Annotated in this window: 14 protein-coding genes; 7 read left to right on the forward strand and 7 right to left on the reverse strand. The window is 61.5% G+C overall.

Translation table 11 applies throughout. The features are described from left to right. Window positions 1-5 precede the first annotated feature (5 nt). The 4 genes from rfbD to rfbB are packed head-to-tail and all read right to left on the reverse strand — an operon-like array spanning window position 6 to window position 3371. Window positions 6-878 carry a dTDP-4-dehydrorhamnose reductase gene (gene rfbD / locus NLX68_RS02050; protein WP_254282455.1) on the reverse strand — a complete coding sequence of 291 codons (873 nt, stop codon included), beginning with the start codon at window positions 876-878 and terminating at the stop codon, window positions 6-8. Then, a complete protein-coding gene (gene rfbC / locus NLX68_RS02055; RefSeq protein WP_254282457.1) occupies window positions 875-1420 on the reverse strand; it encodes a dTDP-4-dehydrorhamnose 3,5-epimerase in 546 nt (181 codons plus the stop codon). Before rfbC ends, rfbD begins: the two co-directional genes overlap by 4 nt. Next, window positions 1417-2292, reverse strand: a complete 876-nt coding sequence (gene rfbA, locus NLX68_RS02060) for a glucose-1-phosphate thymidylyltransferase RfbA (RefSeq protein WP_254282459.1) — start codon at window positions 2290-2292, stop codon at window positions 1417-1419. Before rfbA ends, rfbC begins: the two co-directional genes overlap by 4 nt. Continuing rightward, window positions 2289-3371, reverse strand: coding sequence for a dTDP-glucose 4,6-dehydratase (gene rfbB, locus NLX68_RS02065; protein ID WP_254282461.1), 1083 nt, complete (start codon window positions 3369-3371; stop codon window positions 2289-2291). The genes rfbA and rfbB overlap by 4 nt, the downstream gene beginning before the upstream one ends. 213 nt (window positions 3372-3584) lie before the next feature. Here rfbB and NLX68_RS02070 point away from each other — a divergent pair, with 213 nt between their 5' ends. The 4 genes from NLX68_RS02070 (at window position 3585) to NLX68_RS02085 (ending at window position 9058) form a co-directional block, all read left to right on the forward strand. After that, window positions 3585-6494, forward strand: a complete 2910-nt coding sequence (locus tag NLX68_RS02070) for an aminotransferase (protein ID WP_254282462.1) — start codon at window positions 3585-3587, stop codon at window positions 6492-6494. 170 nt (window positions 6495-6664) lie between these two features. Continuing rightward, window positions 6665-7543, forward strand: a complete 879-nt coding sequence (aguB, locus tag NLX68_RS02075; protein WP_254282463.1) for an N-carbamoylputrescine amidase — start codon at window positions 6665-6667, stop codon at window positions 7541-7543. 20 nt (window positions 7544-7563) lie between these two features. Next, window positions 7564-8670, forward strand: a complete 1107-nt coding sequence (gene aguA, locus NLX68_RS02080; protein ID WP_010221259.1) for an agmatine deiminase — start codon at window positions 7564-7566, stop codon at window positions 8668-8670. A gap of 187 nt (window positions 8671-8857) precedes the next feature. Beyond that, window positions 8858-9058 carry a hypothetical protein gene (locus NLX68_RS02085; RefSeq protein ID WP_036995321.1) on the forward strand — a complete coding sequence of 67 codons (201 nt, stop codon included), beginning with the start codon at window positions 8858-8860 and terminating at the stop codon, window positions 9056-9058. Window positions 9059-9128: 70 nt separating this feature from the next. Here the strand turns inward: NLX68_RS02085 and NLX68_RS02090 are convergent, their stop codons facing one another. Continuing rightward, the gene (locus NLX68_RS02090) at window positions 9129-11231 is read right to left on the reverse strand and encodes a TonB-dependent siderophore receptor (RefSeq protein WP_254282465.1); all 2103 of its coding nucleotides are present in this window, start codon (window positions 11229-11231) and stop codon (window positions 9129-9131) included. A 246-nt stretch (window positions 11232-11477) separates the two neighbouring features. On the opposite strand from NLX68_RS02090, the gene NLX68_RS02095 reads away from it, so the two are divergent. Beyond that, the gene (locus NLX68_RS02095; RefSeq protein ID WP_254282466.1) at window positions 11478-12167 is read left to right on the forward strand and encodes a DsbA family protein; all 690 of its coding nucleotides are present in this window, start codon (window positions 11478-11480) and stop codon (window positions 12165-12167) included. Window positions 12168-12395: 228 nt separating this feature from the next. Beyond that, entirely contained in the window at window positions 12396-13697 is a 1302-nt protein-coding gene (locus NLX68_RS02100; protein ID WP_010221262.1) for an OprD family porin, read from the forward strand. Between the two features lie 30 nt (window positions 13698-13727). On the opposite strand, the gene NLX68_RS02105 is transcribed toward NLX68_RS02100, so the two are convergent. After that, window positions 13728-15392 carry an FMN-binding glutamate synthase family protein gene (locus NLX68_RS02105; RefSeq protein ID WP_254282468.1) on the reverse strand — a complete coding sequence of 555 codons (1665 nt, stop codon included), beginning with the start codon at window positions 15390-15392 and terminating at the stop codon, window positions 13728-13730. Window positions 15393-15506: 114 nt separating this feature from the next. Continuing rightward, window positions 15507-16409 (reverse strand): LysR family transcriptional regulator, encoded by a 903-nt coding sequence (locus NLX68_RS02110; RefSeq protein ID WP_254282470.1) that lies wholly within the window; start codon window positions 16407-16409, stop codon window positions 15507-15509. A 97-nt stretch (window positions 16410-16506) separates the two neighbouring features. On the opposite strand from NLX68_RS02110, the gene NLX68_RS02115 reads away from it, so the two are divergent. Then, on the forward strand, window positions 16507-17688 hold the full coding sequence (locus tag NLX68_RS02115; RefSeq protein WP_254282472.1) for an MFS transporter: 1182 nt from the start codon (window positions 16507-16509) through the stop codon (window positions 17686-17688). Window position 17689 lies beyond the last annotated feature (1 nt).

Below are 17689 nucleotides of genomic sequence, written 5' to 3' on the forward strand. Positions count from 1 at the left end.
ATGCGCTACTTCAGGCAGTCGATCAGTGCCTGCTGCCAGTGCGGCTGGCTGACCTGCCACTCGCGTTGCAGGCGACTGCAATCGAGGCGCGAGTTCAACGGGCGGCGGGCCGGGGTCGGGTAATCGCTGGAAGGAATCGGTAGCAGCTCGGCACAAGGCAGGCCCTGGGCCTTGAGTTGCTCGCCAATGGCCTGGGCGAAACCGAACCAGGATGTCTCGCCTTGGGCGGTCAGGTGATAGGTGCCCCAGGCACCGGCCTGGCCAGCCTGCCAGCGCTCGATCAGGGCACGGGTGCTGATGGCGATGGTGCCCGCCCAGGTCGGCGCGCCGATCTGGTCGGCGACGATGCGCAACTCTGGCTTTTCCTGCAGCAGGCGCTGCATGGTCAGCAGAAAGTTGCTCCCGTGCCGTGAATACACCCAGCTGGTACGCAGGATCAGGTGCTGGCCGCCGACTGCGGCAATCGCCTGCTCGCCGGCCAGTTTGCTGCGCCCGTAGACGCCGAGCGGGTTGGGCTCGTCATCTTCGGTGTAGGGGCTGTCCTTGCTACCATCGAACACATAGTCGGTGGAGTAGTGGATCAGCGGGATACCGAGCTTCGCGGCTTCTTCGGCGAAGATGCCGGGCGCCTGGGCATTGATCGCGAAGGCCAGCTCCGGCTCGCTCTCGGCCTTGTCGACTGCGGTATGGGCCGCAGCGTTGATGATCAGGTCGGGTTTGAGCGTCTGTACGCGTTCACGAATGCCTTCGGGGTTGGCCAGGTCGAGCTGGTCACGACCCAGCACATGCAACTGCGCCAGGTCGCCCAGGCGCTGTTGCAGTTCCCGGGATACCTGGCCGTGTTGGCCGCTGATGAGGATACTCAAGCGTGCGCTCATGGGAACAGGTCCGCCTCCTTCAACCATTTTCCGGCCTGGTCCTTGGCAGACAATTGCGGTGCTTCGTCCAGTTGCCAGTCGATGGCCAGATCCGGATCGTCCCAGCGAATGCAGCGCTCGGCCGCCGGGTTGTAATAGTCGGTGGTCTTGTACAGGAACTCGGCGTTATCACTGAGCACGACAAAACCATGGGCGAAGCCTTCGGGCACCCAGAGTTGGCGATGGTTGTCGGCGGACAACCTGACCGCGACCCAATTGCCGAAATGAGGGGAGCTGCGGCGGATATCCACTGCTACATCCAGTACTTCCCCTTGGGTCACACGAACCAGCTTGCCTTGGGTGTTTTCCAGTTGGTAGTGAAGCCCACGCAAGACACCTTTCTGTGAGCGCGAGTGGTTGTCCTGGACAAATGTGCTGGTGATGCCGGTTTTTTCCTTGAATACGTCGGCGTTGAAGCTTTCATAGAAAAATCCGCGACTGTCGCCGAACACCCTGGGTTCGATGATCAGTACGCCGGGCAGATCAGTAGTGATTACGTTCATTGGTGTTCTTCAGCCAAGCCGTAGAGGTACTGTCCGTAGCCGGTCTTGCCAAATGCCTTGGCGCGCTCCAGCAACTGTGTGCGGTCGATCCAGCCCTGCTGGAAAGCGATTTCCTCAAGGCAGGCAACCTTCAGGCCCTGGCGGTGTTCGATGGTCTGCACGTACTGCGAGGCTTCCAGGAGGCTGTCGTGAGTCCCGGTATCGAGCCAGGCGAAGCCACGTCCGAAACGCTCGACACGCAGGTCGCCGCGTTGCAGGTAGGCATTGTTGACGTCGGTGATCTCAAGTTCGCCACGCGGCGAAGGCTTGACGTTCTTGGCGATGTTCACCACATCGCTATCGTAGAAGTACAAGCCGGTAACCGCGTAGTGAGACTTTGGCTTGGCCGGCTTCTCTTCGATGGACAGCGCACGGCCATCCTGGTCGAAGTCGACAACACCGAATCGCTCCGGGTCCTTGACCCAATAACCGAATACGGTAGCGCCGGAGGGCTGCTTGATGGCACGCAGCAGTTGTTCGCTGAAACCCTGGCCATGGAAAATATTGTCGCCCAGAATCAGGCAGACTGAATCGTCGCCAATGAACTCTTCGCCAATCAGGAACGCCTGGGCCAAGCCGTCCGGAGAAGGCTGCTCGGCATAGCTGAGCTCGATACCGAACTGGCTGCCGTCACCCAGCAGCTGCTTGTACTGCGGCAGGTCCTGCGGGGTGGAGATCAGCAGGATTTCGCGTATACCGGCAAGCATCAATACCGAGATCGGGTAATAGATCATCGGTTTGTCGTAGATCGGCAATAGCTGTTTGGAAACACCCAGGGTAATAGGGTGCAGACGGGTGCCGGAGCCGCCCGCCAGGACAATACCTTTGGTCATGCAATCAGATCCTTGAACTCGCTGGCGCCCAGGCGCTGGCCTTGATAACTGCCGTCCTGGACCCGCTGGCACCACTCCAGGTTGTCCAGGTACCACTGTACGGTCTTGCGCAGGCCGGTCTCGAAGGTCTCTTCAGGGACCCAACCCAGTTCACGTTCGATTTTGCTGGCGTCGATCGCATAACGCTGGTCATGGCCAGGGCGATCCTGAACGTAGGTGATCAGGTCGGCATAGTTGGCAATGCCCGCCGGACGTTGCGGCGCCAGCTCTTCGAGCAGTGCGCAAATGCCGCGGACCACGTCGATATTCTTCTGCTCGTTATGCCCGCCAATGTTGTAGGTCTCGCCCACCTTGCCTTCGGTCACTACCTTGAGCAGGGCGCGGGCGTGGTCCTCGACGAACAGCCAGTCACGCACCTGCAGGCCGTTGCCATACACCGGCAGCGGTTTGCCGGCCAGAGCATTGAGGATTACCAGCGGAATGAGTTTTTCCGGGAAGTGGAACGGCCCGTAGTTGTTCGAGCAGTTGGTCACCAGTACCGGCAGACCGTAGGTGCGTTGCCAGGCCCGGACCAGATGGTCGGACGCGGCCTTGCTTGCCGAGTACGGCGAACTTGGCGCGTAAGGCGTGGTTTCGGTGAACAGGTCATCGACGCCATGCAGGTCGCCATACACTTCGTCGGTGGAAATGTGATGGAAGCGGAATGCCGCGCGCTCATCGGCCGGCAGGGTCAGCCAGTAGGCGCGGGTGGCCTCCAGCAGGCTGTAGGTGCCGACGATATTGGTGTGGATAAAGTCCGAAGGACCGTCGATCGAACGGTCAACATGCGACTCCGCGGCCAGGTGCATGATCGCGTGGGGTTTGAAGCGTTCAAGCACGCCGCTGACGGTTGCCTGATCGGCAATATCGGCCTGGACGAACTCGTAGCGGGTATCGGTCGCGATGCTGGTCAGCGATTCCAGGTTACCGGCATAGGTCAGTTTGTCCAGGTTGAGCACTTCGTGCTCGGTATTGTTGATCAGGTGACGCACCAGCGCCGAACCGATGAAGCCGGCCCCGCCGGTGATGAGAATTCGCATGTCGGACTGCCTTTCTTCCGTAACTGACATTGAAAATTAAAGGGCATAGCTTGTGGCCAGGGGGAGGCAGGCGCAAGCAAAAAGCGCCGAGCTGTGCCTTTCCCTTGAGATGCTCAAGGCAGCAGAGCAATTCTGCTGCGATTTTAGCCGTTATTCTTGCCAACTGGCACAAGCAGTGGCGATATAGGCAACAAAAAATGAGGTCCCCAGCCCATGTCGCTCAGTACCCTGATCCATCGCTCCAGTCAGCCATGCCCTGAAGTCAGTGAACAGCAGGCCGCTTGCCTGTTGCAGGAGCATTTCGGCCTCAGCGGCTCATTACAAGCGCTGGGCAGTCAGCAGGACCTGAATTTTCGCCTGGACGCTCCTCAGGGGCGCTATGTGCTGAAAATCTGCCATGGCGATTACGCCATGGCCGAACTGCAGGCCCAGCACAGCGCCCTGGGTTACCTGCGCGATCAAGGGCTACCGGTGCCCGCCGTGCTGGCATCGCGAACGGGCGAGCAGCTGCTGGCGGTAGAGGTGGATGGTCAGGCTTTGCGCGTGCGCCTGCTCGACTATATAGACGGTAATTCGCTGACCCGAATCAAGCACATGGAGCCACGCCTGGTGGCGGAGCTTGGCCGTCTTTGCGCGCGAGTCGACCGGGCCCTGGCCGATTTCACCCACCCAGGGCTCGAACGTACCCTGCAATGGGACCCACGCCACGCCCAGGCATTGATCGAGCACCTGTTGCCGGTGCTGGCTAAAAGCCCGCATCAAGCGCGGATAAGCGCTGCCGCACAGCAGGCGAGGGCGCGTCTGCAACCGTTGGTCGAGCAATTGCCGCTGCAGGCGGTGCACCTGGACATCACCGATGACAACGCCGTCTGGGCGCGGGATGAGCAGCGGCAGTGGCAGCTGCAAGGGGTGATTGATTTTGGCGACCTGATGCACACCTGGCGCATCGCTGATCTCTCGGTAACCTGCGCGGCATTGCTGCACCACGCCGAGGGTGACCCCTTGCGCATACTGCCGGCGATCGAGGCCTACCATGCGCTCAACCCGCTGACCGCAGTCGAACTCCAGGCCTTGTGGCCGCTAGTGGTCGCCCGGGCCGCGGTGTTGGTGCTGAGCGGTGAACAACAGCTGAGTGTCGACCCTGGTAACAGTTACAGCCGCGACAACCTGGCCCATGAGTGGGAAATCTTCGATGTCGCCACCAGCGTGCCCTTCGAGCTGATGGAGGCGGCGATCCTGCAGGTGACCGGGCATGAATTGCCCGCGCGGGTGCTGGCAGATTTCACGCCGCTGTTGCCACCCTCGGTCGCAGCACAGGTGGTAGGGGTGGATCTTGGCGTGCTCAGCGAGCATTACCAGGCAGGGAACTGGGAGCAACCGGGCATCGATCAGCGCTTGCTGGCCCAGCAGGCTAGCAATTCAGGCGCGGCCTGCACCTTGTATGGGCAGTACCGGTTGTCGCAGACTCACATCGATAACCCGGCGGAACCGGCAACCTTCGCCCTGAATGTCGAAGTGCACCTGCCTGTAGCCACGGTGCTCAAGGCACCCTGGGCCGGTACCTGGCACCAGTACGGCGAAGACAGCGGTTGCCTTGCGGGCAATGAATGCAGCCTGTGGCTGCACGGGCTGAGCCAGCCGCCAGCCGCGGGGCAGGTGATAGCCCAGGGGCAGTCACTGGGAGCCAGTGCCGCACTGTTGAAAGTTCAGCTGTGCCGGGTTGCCGGGCTGTACCCGCCGGCCTTTGTCGTGCCTTCGCGGGCTCGGGCCTGGCAAGCAGTGTGCCCCTCGCCACAGGCCATCCTCGGCGTTGCCTGCAACGCCGAACCGCTGGTCGATGCCCAGGCCTTGCTGGCCCGGCGCGATGCCAGTTTCGCCCGCTCGCAGAAGCACTACTACCAGCAGCCGCCGCATATCGAGCGCGGCTGGCGCAACTACCTGTTCGACATGCAGGGGCGGGCTTACCTGGACATGCTCAACAACGTTGCGGTTCTTGGTCACGGGCATCCGCGCATGGTTGCCGAGTCGGCGCGGCAATGGTCGCTGCTCAATACCAACTCGCGCTTTCACTATGCGGCCATCGCCGAATTTTCCGAACGCTTGCTGGCCCTGGCGCCGAGCGGCATGGACCGGGTGTTTCTGGTCAACAGCGGTACCGAGGCCAACGACCTGGCGATCCGCTTGGCCTGGGCCTACAGCGGTGGGCGCGACTTGTTGAGTGTGCTCGAGGCCTATCACGGCTGGTCGGTGGCTACCGATGCGATTTCCACTTCCATCGCTGACAACCCCCAGGCCTTGAGCACCCGGCCGGCATGGGTTCATCCGGTGATTGCCCCCAACACCTATCGCGGTGCCTTCCGTGGCGCCGCAAGCACCGCCGATTATTTGCGTGATGTCGATGCCAAGCTCGACGCACTGGCTGCCGAGCAACGGCAGCTGGCCGGCTTCATCTGTGAGCCGGTGTACGGCAATGCCGGCGGCATCTCGCTGCCGCCGGGTTACCTGCAACAAGCCTATGCCAAGGTACGGGCAGCGGGCGGCGTGTGCATTGCCGATGAAGTGCAGGTCGGCTATGGCCGGCTGGGTACCTGGTTCTGGGGTTTCGAAGAACAGGGGGTTGTGCCGGACATCATCACCATGGCCAAGGGCATGGGTAACGGTCAGCCATTGGGTGCGGTGATCACCCGCCGGGAGATTGCCGAGGCGCTGGAGGCCGAAGGCTATTTCTTCTCCTCCGCCGGTGGCAGCCCGGTCAGCTGCCGCATTGGCATGGCCGTGCTCGATGTCATGGAAGAAGAGGGGTTGTGGGACAACGCCCGGGAAGTCGGCGGCTACTTCAAGTCACGGCTGCAGCAGTTAGTCGATAAACATCCGCTGGCGGGTGCCGTGCACGGCTCCGGCTTTTACCTGGGGCTGGAGCTGGTGCGTGATCGCCAGACCCTGGAGCCTGCCAGTGCCGAGACCACCGTCCTGTGCAACCGCCTGTGCGACCTGGGCATCTTCATGCAGCCCACAGGCGATTACCTGAACATCCTCAAGATCAAGCCGCCGATGTGCACCACCCGGGCAAGCGTGGACTACTTCGTCGACAGCATCGACCGGGTGTTGTCAGAAGACCTGTAACGCCTGAGCTAAAGCCGGTTAGTTCGATTGTTATCGGATTAACCGGCTTTTTGTTGGCTTTGTTTTTTAAGATATCCCTTTTAAAGTCGATATTTATCGGATATAAAAGCCTCCATCATCACCGTGATGGCCTGGCCTAGTCGGCCCAGCCACCTGTCGAGGAGGAGTAAATGAGCCGCACCGTCACTGTTGCCGCCACCCAGATGGCCTGCTCCTGGGACCGCCAGGGCAACCTGGAATGCGCCGAGCGGCTGGTCCGCGAAGCGGCCGCCAAGGGCGCGCAGATCATCCTGATCCAGGAGCTGTTCGAAACCCCGTACTTCTGCCAGAAGCCCAACCCGGACTACCTGCAGTTGGCCACGCCGGTTGAGGCCAATGCCGCCATCGGCCATTTCCAGAAGCTTGCCAAAGAGCTGCAGGTGGTGCTGCCGATCAGCTTCTACGAGCTGGCCGGGCGTGCGCGTTTCAACAGCATCGCGATCATCGATGCCGATGGCAGCAACCTGGGCGTGTACCGTAAAACCCACATCCCGGACGGCCCCGGCTACCACGAAAAGTACTACTTCAACCCGGGCGACACCGGCTTCAAGGTCTGGCAGACCCGTTACGCGAAAATCGGCGTAGGCATCTGCTGGGACCAGTGGTTCCCCGAGTGCGCACGCAGCATGGCCCTGCTCGGAGCCGAGCTGCTGTTCTACCCGACGGCCATCGGTAGCGAACCGCACGACAACACCATCTCCTCGCGCGACCACTGGCAGCGTGTACAGCAAGGTCATGCCGGCGCCAACCTGATGCCGCTGATCGCCAGCAATCGCATCGGCCGCGAAGAGCAGGACGGCTACGACATCACCTTCTACGGCTCCTCTTTCATTGCCGACCAGTTCGGCGAGAAGGTCCAGGCGCTGAACGAGACCGAGGAGGGTGTGCTGGTGCATACTTTCGACCTCGACAAACTTGAGCACACCCGCAGTGCCTGGGGCACTTTCCGAGACCGTCGTCCGACGCTGTACGGCCCGGTGAAGACCCTCGACGGCGCGCTGCAATCCTGATAGTTCAGCAAGGATCATCTATGAAAACTCTCACCAGTACCCCGCGCGCCGACGGCTTCCACATGCCCGCCGAGTGGGCGCCACAAACCCAGGTCTGGATGGTCTGGCCCGAGCGCCCGGACAACTGGCGCCTGGGCGGCAAGCCGGTGCAGGCTGCCCATGTGACGCTGGCCAAGGCCATCGCCCGTTTCGAGCCGGTGACCGTCGCCGTCTCCGCCGCCCAGTACGACAACGCTCGCGCCCGGCTCGACCTGCCGAACATCCGCGTGGTGGAAATCAGCAACGACGATGCCTGGGTGCGTGATACCGGGCCGACCTTCGTCATCAATGACAGCGGCGAAGTGCGTGGCGTCGACTGGGGCTTCAATGCCTGGGGCGGCTTCGAGGGCGGCCTGTACTCGCCATGGAACCGTGACGAGCAACTGGCCAGCAAGGTGCTGGAGATGGAGCGCTGCCAGCGCTACCACACCGAAGGTTTCGTACTCGAAGGTGGCTCGATTCACGTTGACGGTGAAGGTACGCTGATCACCACCGAGGAATGCCTGCTCAACCACAACCGTAACCCGCACCTGAACCGCGAGCAGATCGAAGCGATCCTGCGTGATCACCTGGCAGTGGACACCATCATCTGGCTGCCCGATGGCCTGTACAACGACGAGACCGACGGCCACGTCGACAACTTCTGTTGTTACGTTCGCCCAGGTGAAGTGTTACTGGCCTGGACCGATGATCCGCAAGACCCCAACTACGCACGCTGTCATGGCGCACTTGAGGTGTTGGAGAACAGCCGTGACGCCAAAGGTCGCGCCTTTACCGTGCACAAGATGCCGATTCCGGGGCCGCTGTTTGCCAGCGAAGAAGAGTGCGCCGGGGTCGATCCAGTGGCCGGCAGCCAGGAGCGCAACCCGTCGGTGCGCCTGGCCGGCTCGTACGTCAACTTCCTGATCGTCAACGGTGGCATCATCGCCCCAAGCTTCGACGACCCAGCAGATGCTGAGGCTAGAGCGATTCTGGCGCGGGTGTTCCCCGATCACGAAGTGGTCATGATCCCCGGACGCGAGATGCTTCTGGGGGGCGGCAACATTCATTGTCTGACCCAGCAGCAACCGGCTCCCGCCAAAGGCTGAAGTGCAGCAAGCAAAGAGCCCGTCGATTGACGGGCTTTTTTTTTATCCGCGGACGACGATCGGCATAGCTTTTTGGCACACCTCTTGTATTTGTTTTGCATTGTATTTCAAGCAGATAGGGCTCCTCAGTTCTGTCACAAAGTTTGAGTAGGTTAGCCGCTCACGGCCCCAGGGAGTACGTGTCGAAATGAATGCAGCAAGTGAGCCGGCTTCGCCCCCATCAGCGGTGAATCACGAGTCCCTCCAGCGCGTGGCGCAATGGTTGAAACACAATGGAGCAAACCGGGTCAGGAAGGCCGATCAGCGTCGCTCGTTGCTGGCGCGTTATCCGGCAGGCCTGCTTACTGAAGCAGAGCTGGAAGCGCTGCTGGGTGATGGCAGCCGCTAGGTGGTTCGGCAACAGCAATGAAAAGGGCGGCATTGTCTGAACAATGCCGCCCTTTTTTGTTGCTGTGCTGTTAGAAACTATAGGTACCGGTAACGATCAGGCTGCGCGGGTCACCAAACTGGATCTGCGCGGCGCTGGTGGCCGAGCTGTAATAGGTCTTGTCGGTAATGTTGTTGAGCGCCGCACGCAGGTCCCAGTCCTTGGTGCGCACACCCACCAGGGCATCCCAGCGGCCATAGCCGGGCAGCACGGCGGTGTTCTGGTTGTCGGCATAACGCTCGCCGACCAGGGTCAGGCCGGTCTCACCGTACCAGCCCATCTCCGGCTTCCAGGTCACGAACAGGCTGCCATTGCGCTTGGCGACGTTGCTCACGCGGTTGCCTTCCTGGCCGTTGTTGTCCTTGACGATGGTTGCATCCTGAATACCGATACCGCCGCGCACGTACCAGTTGCCAACGATGTTACCGGTAGCAGTCAGCTCGACGCCGCGGGAACGCTGCAGACCCGAGAGCAGGGTGATGCCAGGGTTGTTCGGGTCGCTGGTACGGCGGTTGTAGAGTTCAAGCTCATAGACCGCCAGGGTGGTGCTCAGGCGCTCGTCGAGCCAGTCGCTCTTGACCCCGATTTCCTTCTGCCGGGTTTGTTCCGGGCTGGTTTCGTTCGTGTTGCCGGCCGCGCCCGGGGTGATACCGATCAGGCCACCGCCCACTGGCGAGAAGGTCTTGCTCCAGGAGGCATAGAAGGAATGTTCCTGCCATGGCGAATAGACCACGCCCAGGCGCGGGCTGGTGCTGTTGCTGTCCTGCTTCTCGGAGATGCCGCGGACCTTGTTGGTGGTTTCCACCTCGAACTGGTCGAAACGTATCCCCGCCAGCACTTGCCATTGATCGTTCAGGCGCAGCTGGTCCTGGAGGTACAAGCCGCGGCTGTCGACTACGGTGTGGTTGTTGCTGGAGACCACCATGCGACCGTTGTGTTGCAGGTCACGGTTGGGGTTGTTCAGGTCCAGGCTCGGAACCGGGCGAAAGCCCGCGCCCGAGGTCGCTGCGGTGTAGAGGATCGGGTCGCGACGCTGGTTACCGAACTCAAGGCCGGTAAGCAGGGTGTGCTGCAGGCCGAAGGTGTCGAAGTTGCCTTCCAGTTCAAGGTTGTTGAACAGGTTGCGGGTGTTCAGGTCCTGCTGCCAGCGCTGGCGGGTGACCTGGTTGGTGGTGGCGTTGTAGCCGGTCAGGTAGGTGTTGTCGAAATCGCTGTTGAGCTTGAACAGGCCCAGGGTGTGGCGCACCTGCCAGTTGTCGCTGAGCTGGTAGTTCAGGCGCGAGCGCAGGGACTGGGCCTTGTCGTCGATGAAGTCACGCTGGGTATCGCCGTAGGTGGTGTCGCGGCCGACGTCGGCCGGGCGGCCGTTGACGCTGGGGATACCGCGATCCGGGGTGCGGTTGTAGCGGCTGTACTCATATTGCACCAGCCAGTTCAGCTCCGGGGTCAGCTGCCAGCTCATCGATGGCGCGAACAGCTGACGGCTGCCATCGATGCCGTCGCGGAAACTGTTGTTGTCCTGGTTGCCCATGTTCAGGCGCAGGCTGATGTTATCGGTCGGATCGGCGCTGAGGTCGGCATACAGGCTGCGCAGGTCTTCGCTACCGCCCTGGGCCTCGATGCTGGAACGCCGGCCGGCTTCCGGCATCTTGCTCACGCGGTTGACGATCCCGCCCTGGCTGCCGCGGCCATAGAGTACGGCGGCCGGGCCCTTGAGCACTTCAATCCGCTCGATGTTGTGCAGGTCGCGCACGTACTGGCTGTCGTCGCGGATCCCGTCGAGGTAAAAGTCGTTGCTGGCGTCGAAGCCGCGGATGCGCACGCTGTCAAAGCGGGTATCGGCGCCGCTGCTGACGTTGGGGATGCCACTGAGTGCCTTGCCCAGGTCGTTGTTGCCGTAGTCCAGCACGTTGCTGGTCTTCACCGCGTCGATGGCCTGAGGCACATAGCGGGCAGGCGTCGAGGTTCGGGTGGCAGTGCTGACTTCGCGTACCCGCGGGTCATCGCGCTCGCGGTCGGACTCGGCGGTGACCGAGACCTCGGGCAGCGTGGTGGTGGCAGCGGCGACCAGGCCTGAGCTGAAAAACAGCGATAGGCCCAGGGTCAGGGGAGAAAGACGGCAGGGGGCAAACATGGCGGACATCCGGGCATTTACGGGAAATTAAAAAAATCGCGCGAATGATAATGCTTGCCATTTACTAACGTTAACTGTTTCTAAACATGCCGGCGAGCCGTTTGTTTCAAAATATTTCTATTGATTGGCCTTGGGTCTGGTCAGCTATTTGTGCTGTTTCTCGCAACAAATCTGTAACCAGTGCAGCGTTTTTCGCAACCTCCATCCGGCCTAACCTGACGCCATCACTTTTTCTCGGAGGCGCTCATGCCCGTGCAAACCACCCTTCACTATGTTTTCGATCCGTTGTGTGGCTGGTGCTATGGCGCCGAACCGCTGATCAATGCTGCCAGTGGCCTGATGCCGGTCGTGCTGCATGGCGGCGGGATGATGGCCGGTGCCAATCGGCAAAAGGTTTCGGCGCAGTTGCGCGCCTTCGTCATGCCCCATGACCGGCGCATCGCCGAGTACACCGGGCAGCCTTTTGGCCGGGATTACTTCGAAGGACTGCTGCGCGACAACGACGCCGTATTCGATTCGCAGCCGCCAATTGCCGCCATCCTTGCCGCGGAGCAACTGGCGGGCCGTGGCCTTGAACTGCTGGCGCGGTTGCAGCGTGCGCACTACATAGAAGGCCGACGTATTGCCGATGATGCGGTGCTCAAGGCCATCGCCGCCGAGATGGGGCTGCCTGCACACGCCTTTGCCAGCGCTTTGCTGGAAGTGGATTCAGAAAGCCACATGGGTACCAGCCGTGCGTTCATGGCCAGCGTCGGCGGGCAGGGTTTTCCAACCCTGGTGCTGGAACGGGAAGGGCGGCTGCAGGTGATCGACATCGGTCCCTTCCTCGGCAAGCCCGATGCCTTCGTGCAATGGCTGGACCGGGAGTTCTACCTGAGCACGGACGCAAATGCCTCTAACCCAGCGTTTTGCGCTCCGAATGGCTGCGACTTGTAAGCAGAAACACTTACTTTTCACGAAATTTTGACACGCTGATCCGCACACGGATAGGATTCGGTCAACGCCTGTAGGCCCATCGGCCAAGAGTCCAGAATAAAAGGCCCGCTGCGATCACTCGCAGGCGGGCTTTTCATTTTTAGACCCGTGAGCGTCAACCCACGCAGGGGGCGTGGTTTTTGGCGTTTGGTCGCAGAGCGTCTTTGACTAAGTAATAAGGAAAATAAAATGTTGAAAACCAGGATCAGTCTGATCGCGCTGGGGCTTATGGCAGCGACTCAGGCTATGGCCAATGACCAGGCCGAAGCCAAGGGCTTCGTAGAAGACAGCAAAGCCAGCGTTCTGCTGCGCAACGCCTTCATCAACCGTGACAAGAAGCACCATACCAAAGACCAAAGCGAGTGGGGCCAGGCCTTCATCGGCAAGTTCTCCTCCGGCTACACCCAGGGCACCGTGGGTGTCGGTGTCGACGCTTTCGGTCTGTACGCTGTGCGTCTGGACGGTGGTAAAGGCCGCAACGGCGGTGGCGGTATCGACTTCTTCAAGCCGGCGGACGGCGACTCGCCAACCAACCAGCAGAACTCCCCGCACAATCTGGCCCGTGGTGGCGCAGCAGTTAAATTCCGCATCTCCAACACTGTACTGAAGTACGGTGACCAGATGCCGGAACTGCCAGTGCTGCAGTACGACGACGGTCGCCTGCTGCCAGAAAGCTACACCGGTACCCTGATCACCTCCAAGGAGATCAAGGGCCTGGAACTGAACGCCGGTCGTTTCACCCAGGAAGCCCGCAAGAGTGCTGAAGGCCGTGACAGCGGTGGCCTGAAGTCGATCAACGTATTCGGCGGCAGCTACAAGTTCACCGAAAACCTGTCGGCTTCCCTGTACACCTCCGATGTTGAAGATGTACTGAAGAAGCACTACCTGGGCGTGAACTACGTTCACCCTATCGCCGACGACCAGTCGCTGACCCTGGACTTCAACGGCTACAAGTCTGACATCGACAAGAAGTACGTCGCTGCCGCCGACCTGACCGGTGACTCCAACACCATCTGGAGCCTGGCGGCCACCTACGCCTTCGGCCCGCACTCGATCACCATTGCGCACCAGCGCAGCACTGGCGACACCGGTTATCAGTACGGCTTCTACCAGAACGCCGGTGGCGTGGGTGACGGTGGTTCGACCATCTACCTGGCCAACTCCTACTGGTCCGACTTCAACGCTGAAGACGAGCGTTCCTGGCAGCTGGGCTACGGCCTGGACTTCGGCGCCTTCGGCGTACCGGGCCTGACCTACAAAGTGGCCTACGTGCGTGGTGACAACATCAACACCCACGGCTTCGGCGAAGGTAAAGAGCGCGAAATCTTCAACCAGTTCAAGTACGTGGTTCAGGAAGGCCCAGCCAAGGACCTGTCCGTCAAACTGCGTAGCTCGTTCCTGCGTACTTCTGACAGCGTTCGTCAGAACGGCTACAACGACGACGGTAACGAAGTCCGCGTATTCGTCGAGTACCCGATCAGCATTCTCTGATAGCTGTTTGGCGACTCCAGCAACCCCGGCCTAGGCCGGGGTTGTTTCTTTTCGGCGTACAGCAGGCTTGATCGCCAGCACCTCGCTGGTCTGCGGCTCGAAGCTGTCGCTACGGGCCATGCGCCACATCCGTGCATAGAACTCGCTGTCGATCGCGCCGCTGAGCAATTCGCCAGGCTTGAGGAACACGTGCAACTGGGAAAACAGGCGGATCTCGCTGGCGCTGATGCGTCTTACCAGGTGCTTGGGCTTGAGCTCGGACGGGTGCTCCAGGCCCGCAGCGGCGAGCATTTCGCCCAGGGCATGCAGGGTGTTGCGGTGAAAGCTGTAAACCCTGTCGGCTTTTTCCGGTACTACCAGAGCACGCTGGCGTAGCGGATCCTGGGTGGCCACGCCGGTCGGGCATTTGTTGGTGTGGCAGCTTTGCGACTGGATGCAGCCGATGGCGAACATGAAGCCACGGGCCGAGTTGACCCAGTCGGCGCCAATGGCCAGCACGCTGGCAATGTCGAAAGCGCTGATAATCTTGCCGCCAGCGCCGATGCGAATCTTGTCGCGCAGGTTCAGGCCCTCCAGGGTGTTGTGCACGAACATCAGGCCTTCGCGCATCGGCACACCGATGTTGTCGCTGAACTCCCGCGGCGCGGCGCCGGTACCGCCTTCCTTGCCATCGACGACGATGAAGTCCGGAACGATGCCGGTGACCAGCATGGCCTTGGCGATGCCCATGAACTCCCATGGGTGGCCCAGGCAGAACTTGAAACCCACCGGCTTGCCACCGGACAGTTGGCGCAGTTGCGCCATGAACTCCAGCAACTGTACCGGGCTGCGAAAGGCGCTGTGCGCCGCAGGCGAAATACAGTCTTCCCCCATCAGTACACCACGGGTGGCGGCGATTTCGGCACTGACCTTGTGCCCGGGCAGTATCCCGCCGTGCCCGGGTTTGGCGCCCTGGCTGAGCTTGACCTCGATCATCTTCACCTGCGGGTCGCGGGCCTGTTCGGCGAAGCGCTGAGGATCAAAACGACCTTCTGCTGTGCGGCAGCCAAAATAACCGCTGCCGATTTCCCAGATCAGGTCGCCACCATGCTCGCGATGGTAGGGGCTGATGCTGCCCTCACCGGTGTCATGGGCAAAGCGACCGAGCTTGGCCCCCTTGTTCAGGGCGGCAATGGCGTTGGCGCTGAGTGCCCCGAAGCTCATCGCCGAGATGTTGAAGATCGACGCCGAGTAGGGCTGGCGGCACTGCGGGCCGCCGATGCTGATGCGAAACGAGGCGGGGTCGGGCGTTTCGACCGGCAACATGGAATGGCTGATGAACTCGAAGCCCGGCCGGTAGACATCGTTGAGGGTACCGAAGGCTTTCTCGGCGCTTTCGTTCTTGGCCCGCGCGTACACCAGCGAGCGCTGGGCCCGGGAGAACGGCAGCTTGTCATCGTCGCCTTCGAGCAGGTACTGGCGAATCTCCGGGCGGATGGTTTCGATCAGGTAGCGGATGTTACCCAGGATCGGGTAGTTGCGCCGCACGGCGTGGTGGCTCTGGCGCAGGTCATTGAGACCGACCAGGCTGAGCAGGGCGCTGATCAGGGTGAACGGCCAGAGCCAGGAATGGGCAGCGAGAAAGGGCAGGCTGGCAAAGGTGAAAACAAGGCAGCCGACCAGGCAGGCGTAGCGGCTGGGAAGCGAAGCTTTCATGGATCTTCCGCTGATATGAGAGATCCTTCCTAGGATAGGCAAAGCATTGGCTTAGAAAACCAGTGGTTTCGGTAAAACACTTTTATCTCCGCCGTGCTTGTCAGGCAGCCGCGCTCATGCGCCGGGTTCAGGTGCCCGGGCAAGTATTTGCAGAAAGGCATCGGCGGTCCGTGAGCGTCGATGGCGATGGCTGACGGCGAGTAAACCGATGGTGGCCGCAGCTTCCTTCAGGGGCCGATAGCACACGCCGCGCTGGTTCAAGGCGCGGGCGCAGGCGGGAACCAACGCAATGCCTTGGCCGGCTGCCACCAGGGCAATGATCGACGTGATCTGGCGTCCCCTCGGCCCGCGCAGCAAGGGCAGCTCGCAATGCTGGAACAAGCGCTCGATGGCTTCGTTGAGGCCGGTACCCTGTTCGTCGCTGTACAGCACCACAGGATGGGCTTGCAGCTCAACGAGGCTGATGGTTTCCAGGGCTGCCAGCGGATCGTCCTCAGCCAGCGCCACCAGCAGTGGCTCCTGATCCAGCGGCTGGACCTGCAGTTCGTTGAGCTGCGGCGGTGGTAACAGACGGCTCAGACCAATCTCCAGGGAGCCTTCGACGATGTGTTGCCATTGCGCCGTAGAGGCTTCCTCGACAAGCGTCAGGCGGACCTCGGGGTAAGCGCGGGAAAACTGCTGAATGGCCTGGGTGAAGCGATCGCTCAAGGCCACCGAACTGGCGTAGCCCAGGCTCAGTTGCCCGGCAGTGCCGGCAGCCAGCTTGGCGGCAAAATGCTCGCTGCGTGTCAGTTGCTCCAGTACGCCACGGGCATAAGGTACGAATTGCTGACCCTCGACGGTCAAACTGACGGCGCGGCTACTGCGCTCGAACAAGCGAAACCCCAGCTGGCTTTCCAGCGCCGAGATCTGTCGGGTCAGCGCCGGCTGGGCCAGGTGCAGGCGCTGCGCGGCGCGGCCGAAATGCAGGTCGTCGGCGACGGCAATGAAATAGCGCAGTTTTCGCACATCGAGCATGTTGCACCTTGAGGTATCAATCGGTCCGAATTCGGTATTGGTCACGGCCAATGACCGCACCTTATAAACATTGCTCGTCACTGTAACGAGTTTTCCCATGCCATCGCGCCAGTCCGCCACCCGCTTCGCCATGTTCCTCTGCGGATGCGCCGCGTTTCTGCCGCTCTACGCCACCCAGGGCATTCTCGCCGAACTGGCGCAGAGCTTCGCTGTGGATACCCGGCACGTCAGCTGGAGCATCACCGCCACCACCCTGGCCGTGGCCTTGGTCGCGCCCTTTGTCGGCGTGCTGACCCGACGCTGGCGTCAGAAGGCGGTGCTGGTTGTGGCGGCGCTGCTGCTCAGCCTGCCGGGTGTCATGCTGGCTTGCGCCAACGACCTCGAGAGCCTGCTGCTCTGGCGTTTCGTTCAAGGCATGCTGATCCCGGTGATCTTCGCCACCAGCGTGGCCTACATCGGCGAGCGCTGGCAGGGCGCGATGGTTACTGAAGTCACCAGCCTGTACGTCGCCGGGACCATCCTTGGCGGTTTTGCCGGGCGCTTCCTTACGGGGCTGGTGACCGAATACCTGGGTTGGCGCGAAGCCTTCGTGTTACTGGCAATGCTGACCTTGCTGATTGGCTTGAGTATCCACTGGCTGCTGCCCGGTGGCGGGCGCCTGATCGAAAGCAGCCTCACCCACAACCGTATCAGCATGCTGCGCAACAGGCCGTTGCTGGCGGCCTACCTGGTCGGCTTTTGCGTGCTGTTTTCGCAGATTGCCACCTTCACCTATGTCGGCCTCCATCTGCTGGCCGCGCCCTTCAATCTCGGCGTCGCGGCGCTAGGTTCGGTCTATGCGGTATTTCTCCTGGCCCTGGTGGTCACGCCGATTGCCGGCAAGCTGGCCGGTGCCAGGCCGCCTGCGCATCTGGTGCTGACGGCTGGCGTGCTGGGCCTGCTTGGGTCGTTGCTGACACTGCTCGGCAGCCTGTGGTGGATCGTATTGGGCCTGGCGTTGAGTTCCACCGGGGTGTTCCTGGCCCAGGCGGCTGCCAATGCTTTTGTCACCACCACCGCCAAGCACAACAAGGCCGGCGCCGTGGGTTGCTACCTGACCTTCTACTACCTGGGCGGCAGCGCCGGCGCGCTGTTGCCGGCGCTGTTCTGGGAACGCTGGGGCTGGCCAGGCTGTGTGCCGCTGATCATGGGGGCACAACTGCTGGTGATGCTGATTGCCTGGTTCGGCTGGCAGCGCAGCGATGCCGATCATCGTGCACACCGCTGGTGCCGAGAGTAGA

This window comes from Pseudomonas sp. SBB6 (assembly GCF_024213215.1).
Classification (GTDB): Bacteria; Pseudomonadota; Gammaproteobacteria; order Pseudomonadales; family Pseudomonadaceae; genus Aquipseudomonas; species Aquipseudomonas donghuensis.

Coding starts and splice junctions, on each gene's coding strand:
- rfbD (WP_254282455.1), bottom strand. CDS start 878: ATGAGCGCACGCTTGAGTATCCTCATCAGCGGCCAACACGGCCAGGTA.
- rfbC (WP_254282457.1), bottom strand. CDS start 1,420: ATGAACGTAATCACTACTGATCTGCCCGGCGTACTGATCATCGAACCC.
- rfbA (WP_254282459.1), bottom strand. CDS start 2,292: ATGACCAAAGGTATTGTCCTGGCGGGCGGCTCCGGCACCCGTCTGCAC.
- rfbB (WP_254282461.1), bottom strand. CDS start 3,371: ATGCGAATTCTCATCACCGGCGGGGCCGGCTTCATCGGTTCGGCGCTG.
- NLX68_RS02070 (WP_254282462.1), top strand. CDS start 3,585: ATGTCGCTCAGTACCCTGATCCATCGCTCCAGTCAGCCATGCCCTGAA.
- aguB (WP_254282463.1), top strand. CDS start 6,665: ATGAGCCGCACCGTCACTGTTGCCGCCACCCAGATGGCCTGCTCCTGG.
- aguA (WP_010221259.1), top strand. CDS start 7,564: ATGAAAACTCTCACCAGTACCCCGCGCGCCGACGGCTTCCACATGCCC.
- NLX68_RS02085 (WP_036995321.1), top strand. CDS start 8,858: ATGAATGCAGCAAGTGAGCCGGCTTCGCCCCCATCAGCGGTGAATCAC.
- NLX68_RS02090 (WP_254282465.1), bottom strand. CDS start 11,231: ATGTTTGCCCCCTGCCGTCTTTCTCCCCTGACCCTGGGCCTATCGCTG.
- NLX68_RS02095 (WP_254282466.1), top strand. CDS start 11,478: ATGCCCGTGCAAACCACCCTTCACTATGTTTTCGATCCGTTGTGTGGC.
- NLX68_RS02100 (WP_010221262.1), top strand. CDS start 12,396: ATGTTGAAAACCAGGATCAGTCTGATCGCGCTGGGGCTTATGGCAGCG.
- NLX68_RS02105 (WP_254282468.1), bottom strand. CDS start 15,392: ATGAAAGCTTCGCTTCCCAGCCGCTACGCCTGCCTGGTCGGCTGCCTT.
- NLX68_RS02110 (WP_254282470.1), bottom strand. CDS start 16,409: ATGCTCGATGTGCGAAAACTGCGCTATTTCATTGCCGTCGCCGACGAC.
- NLX68_RS02115 (WP_254282472.1), top strand. CDS start 16,507: ATGCCATCGCGCCAGTCCGCCACCCGCTTCGCCATGTTCCTCTGCGGA.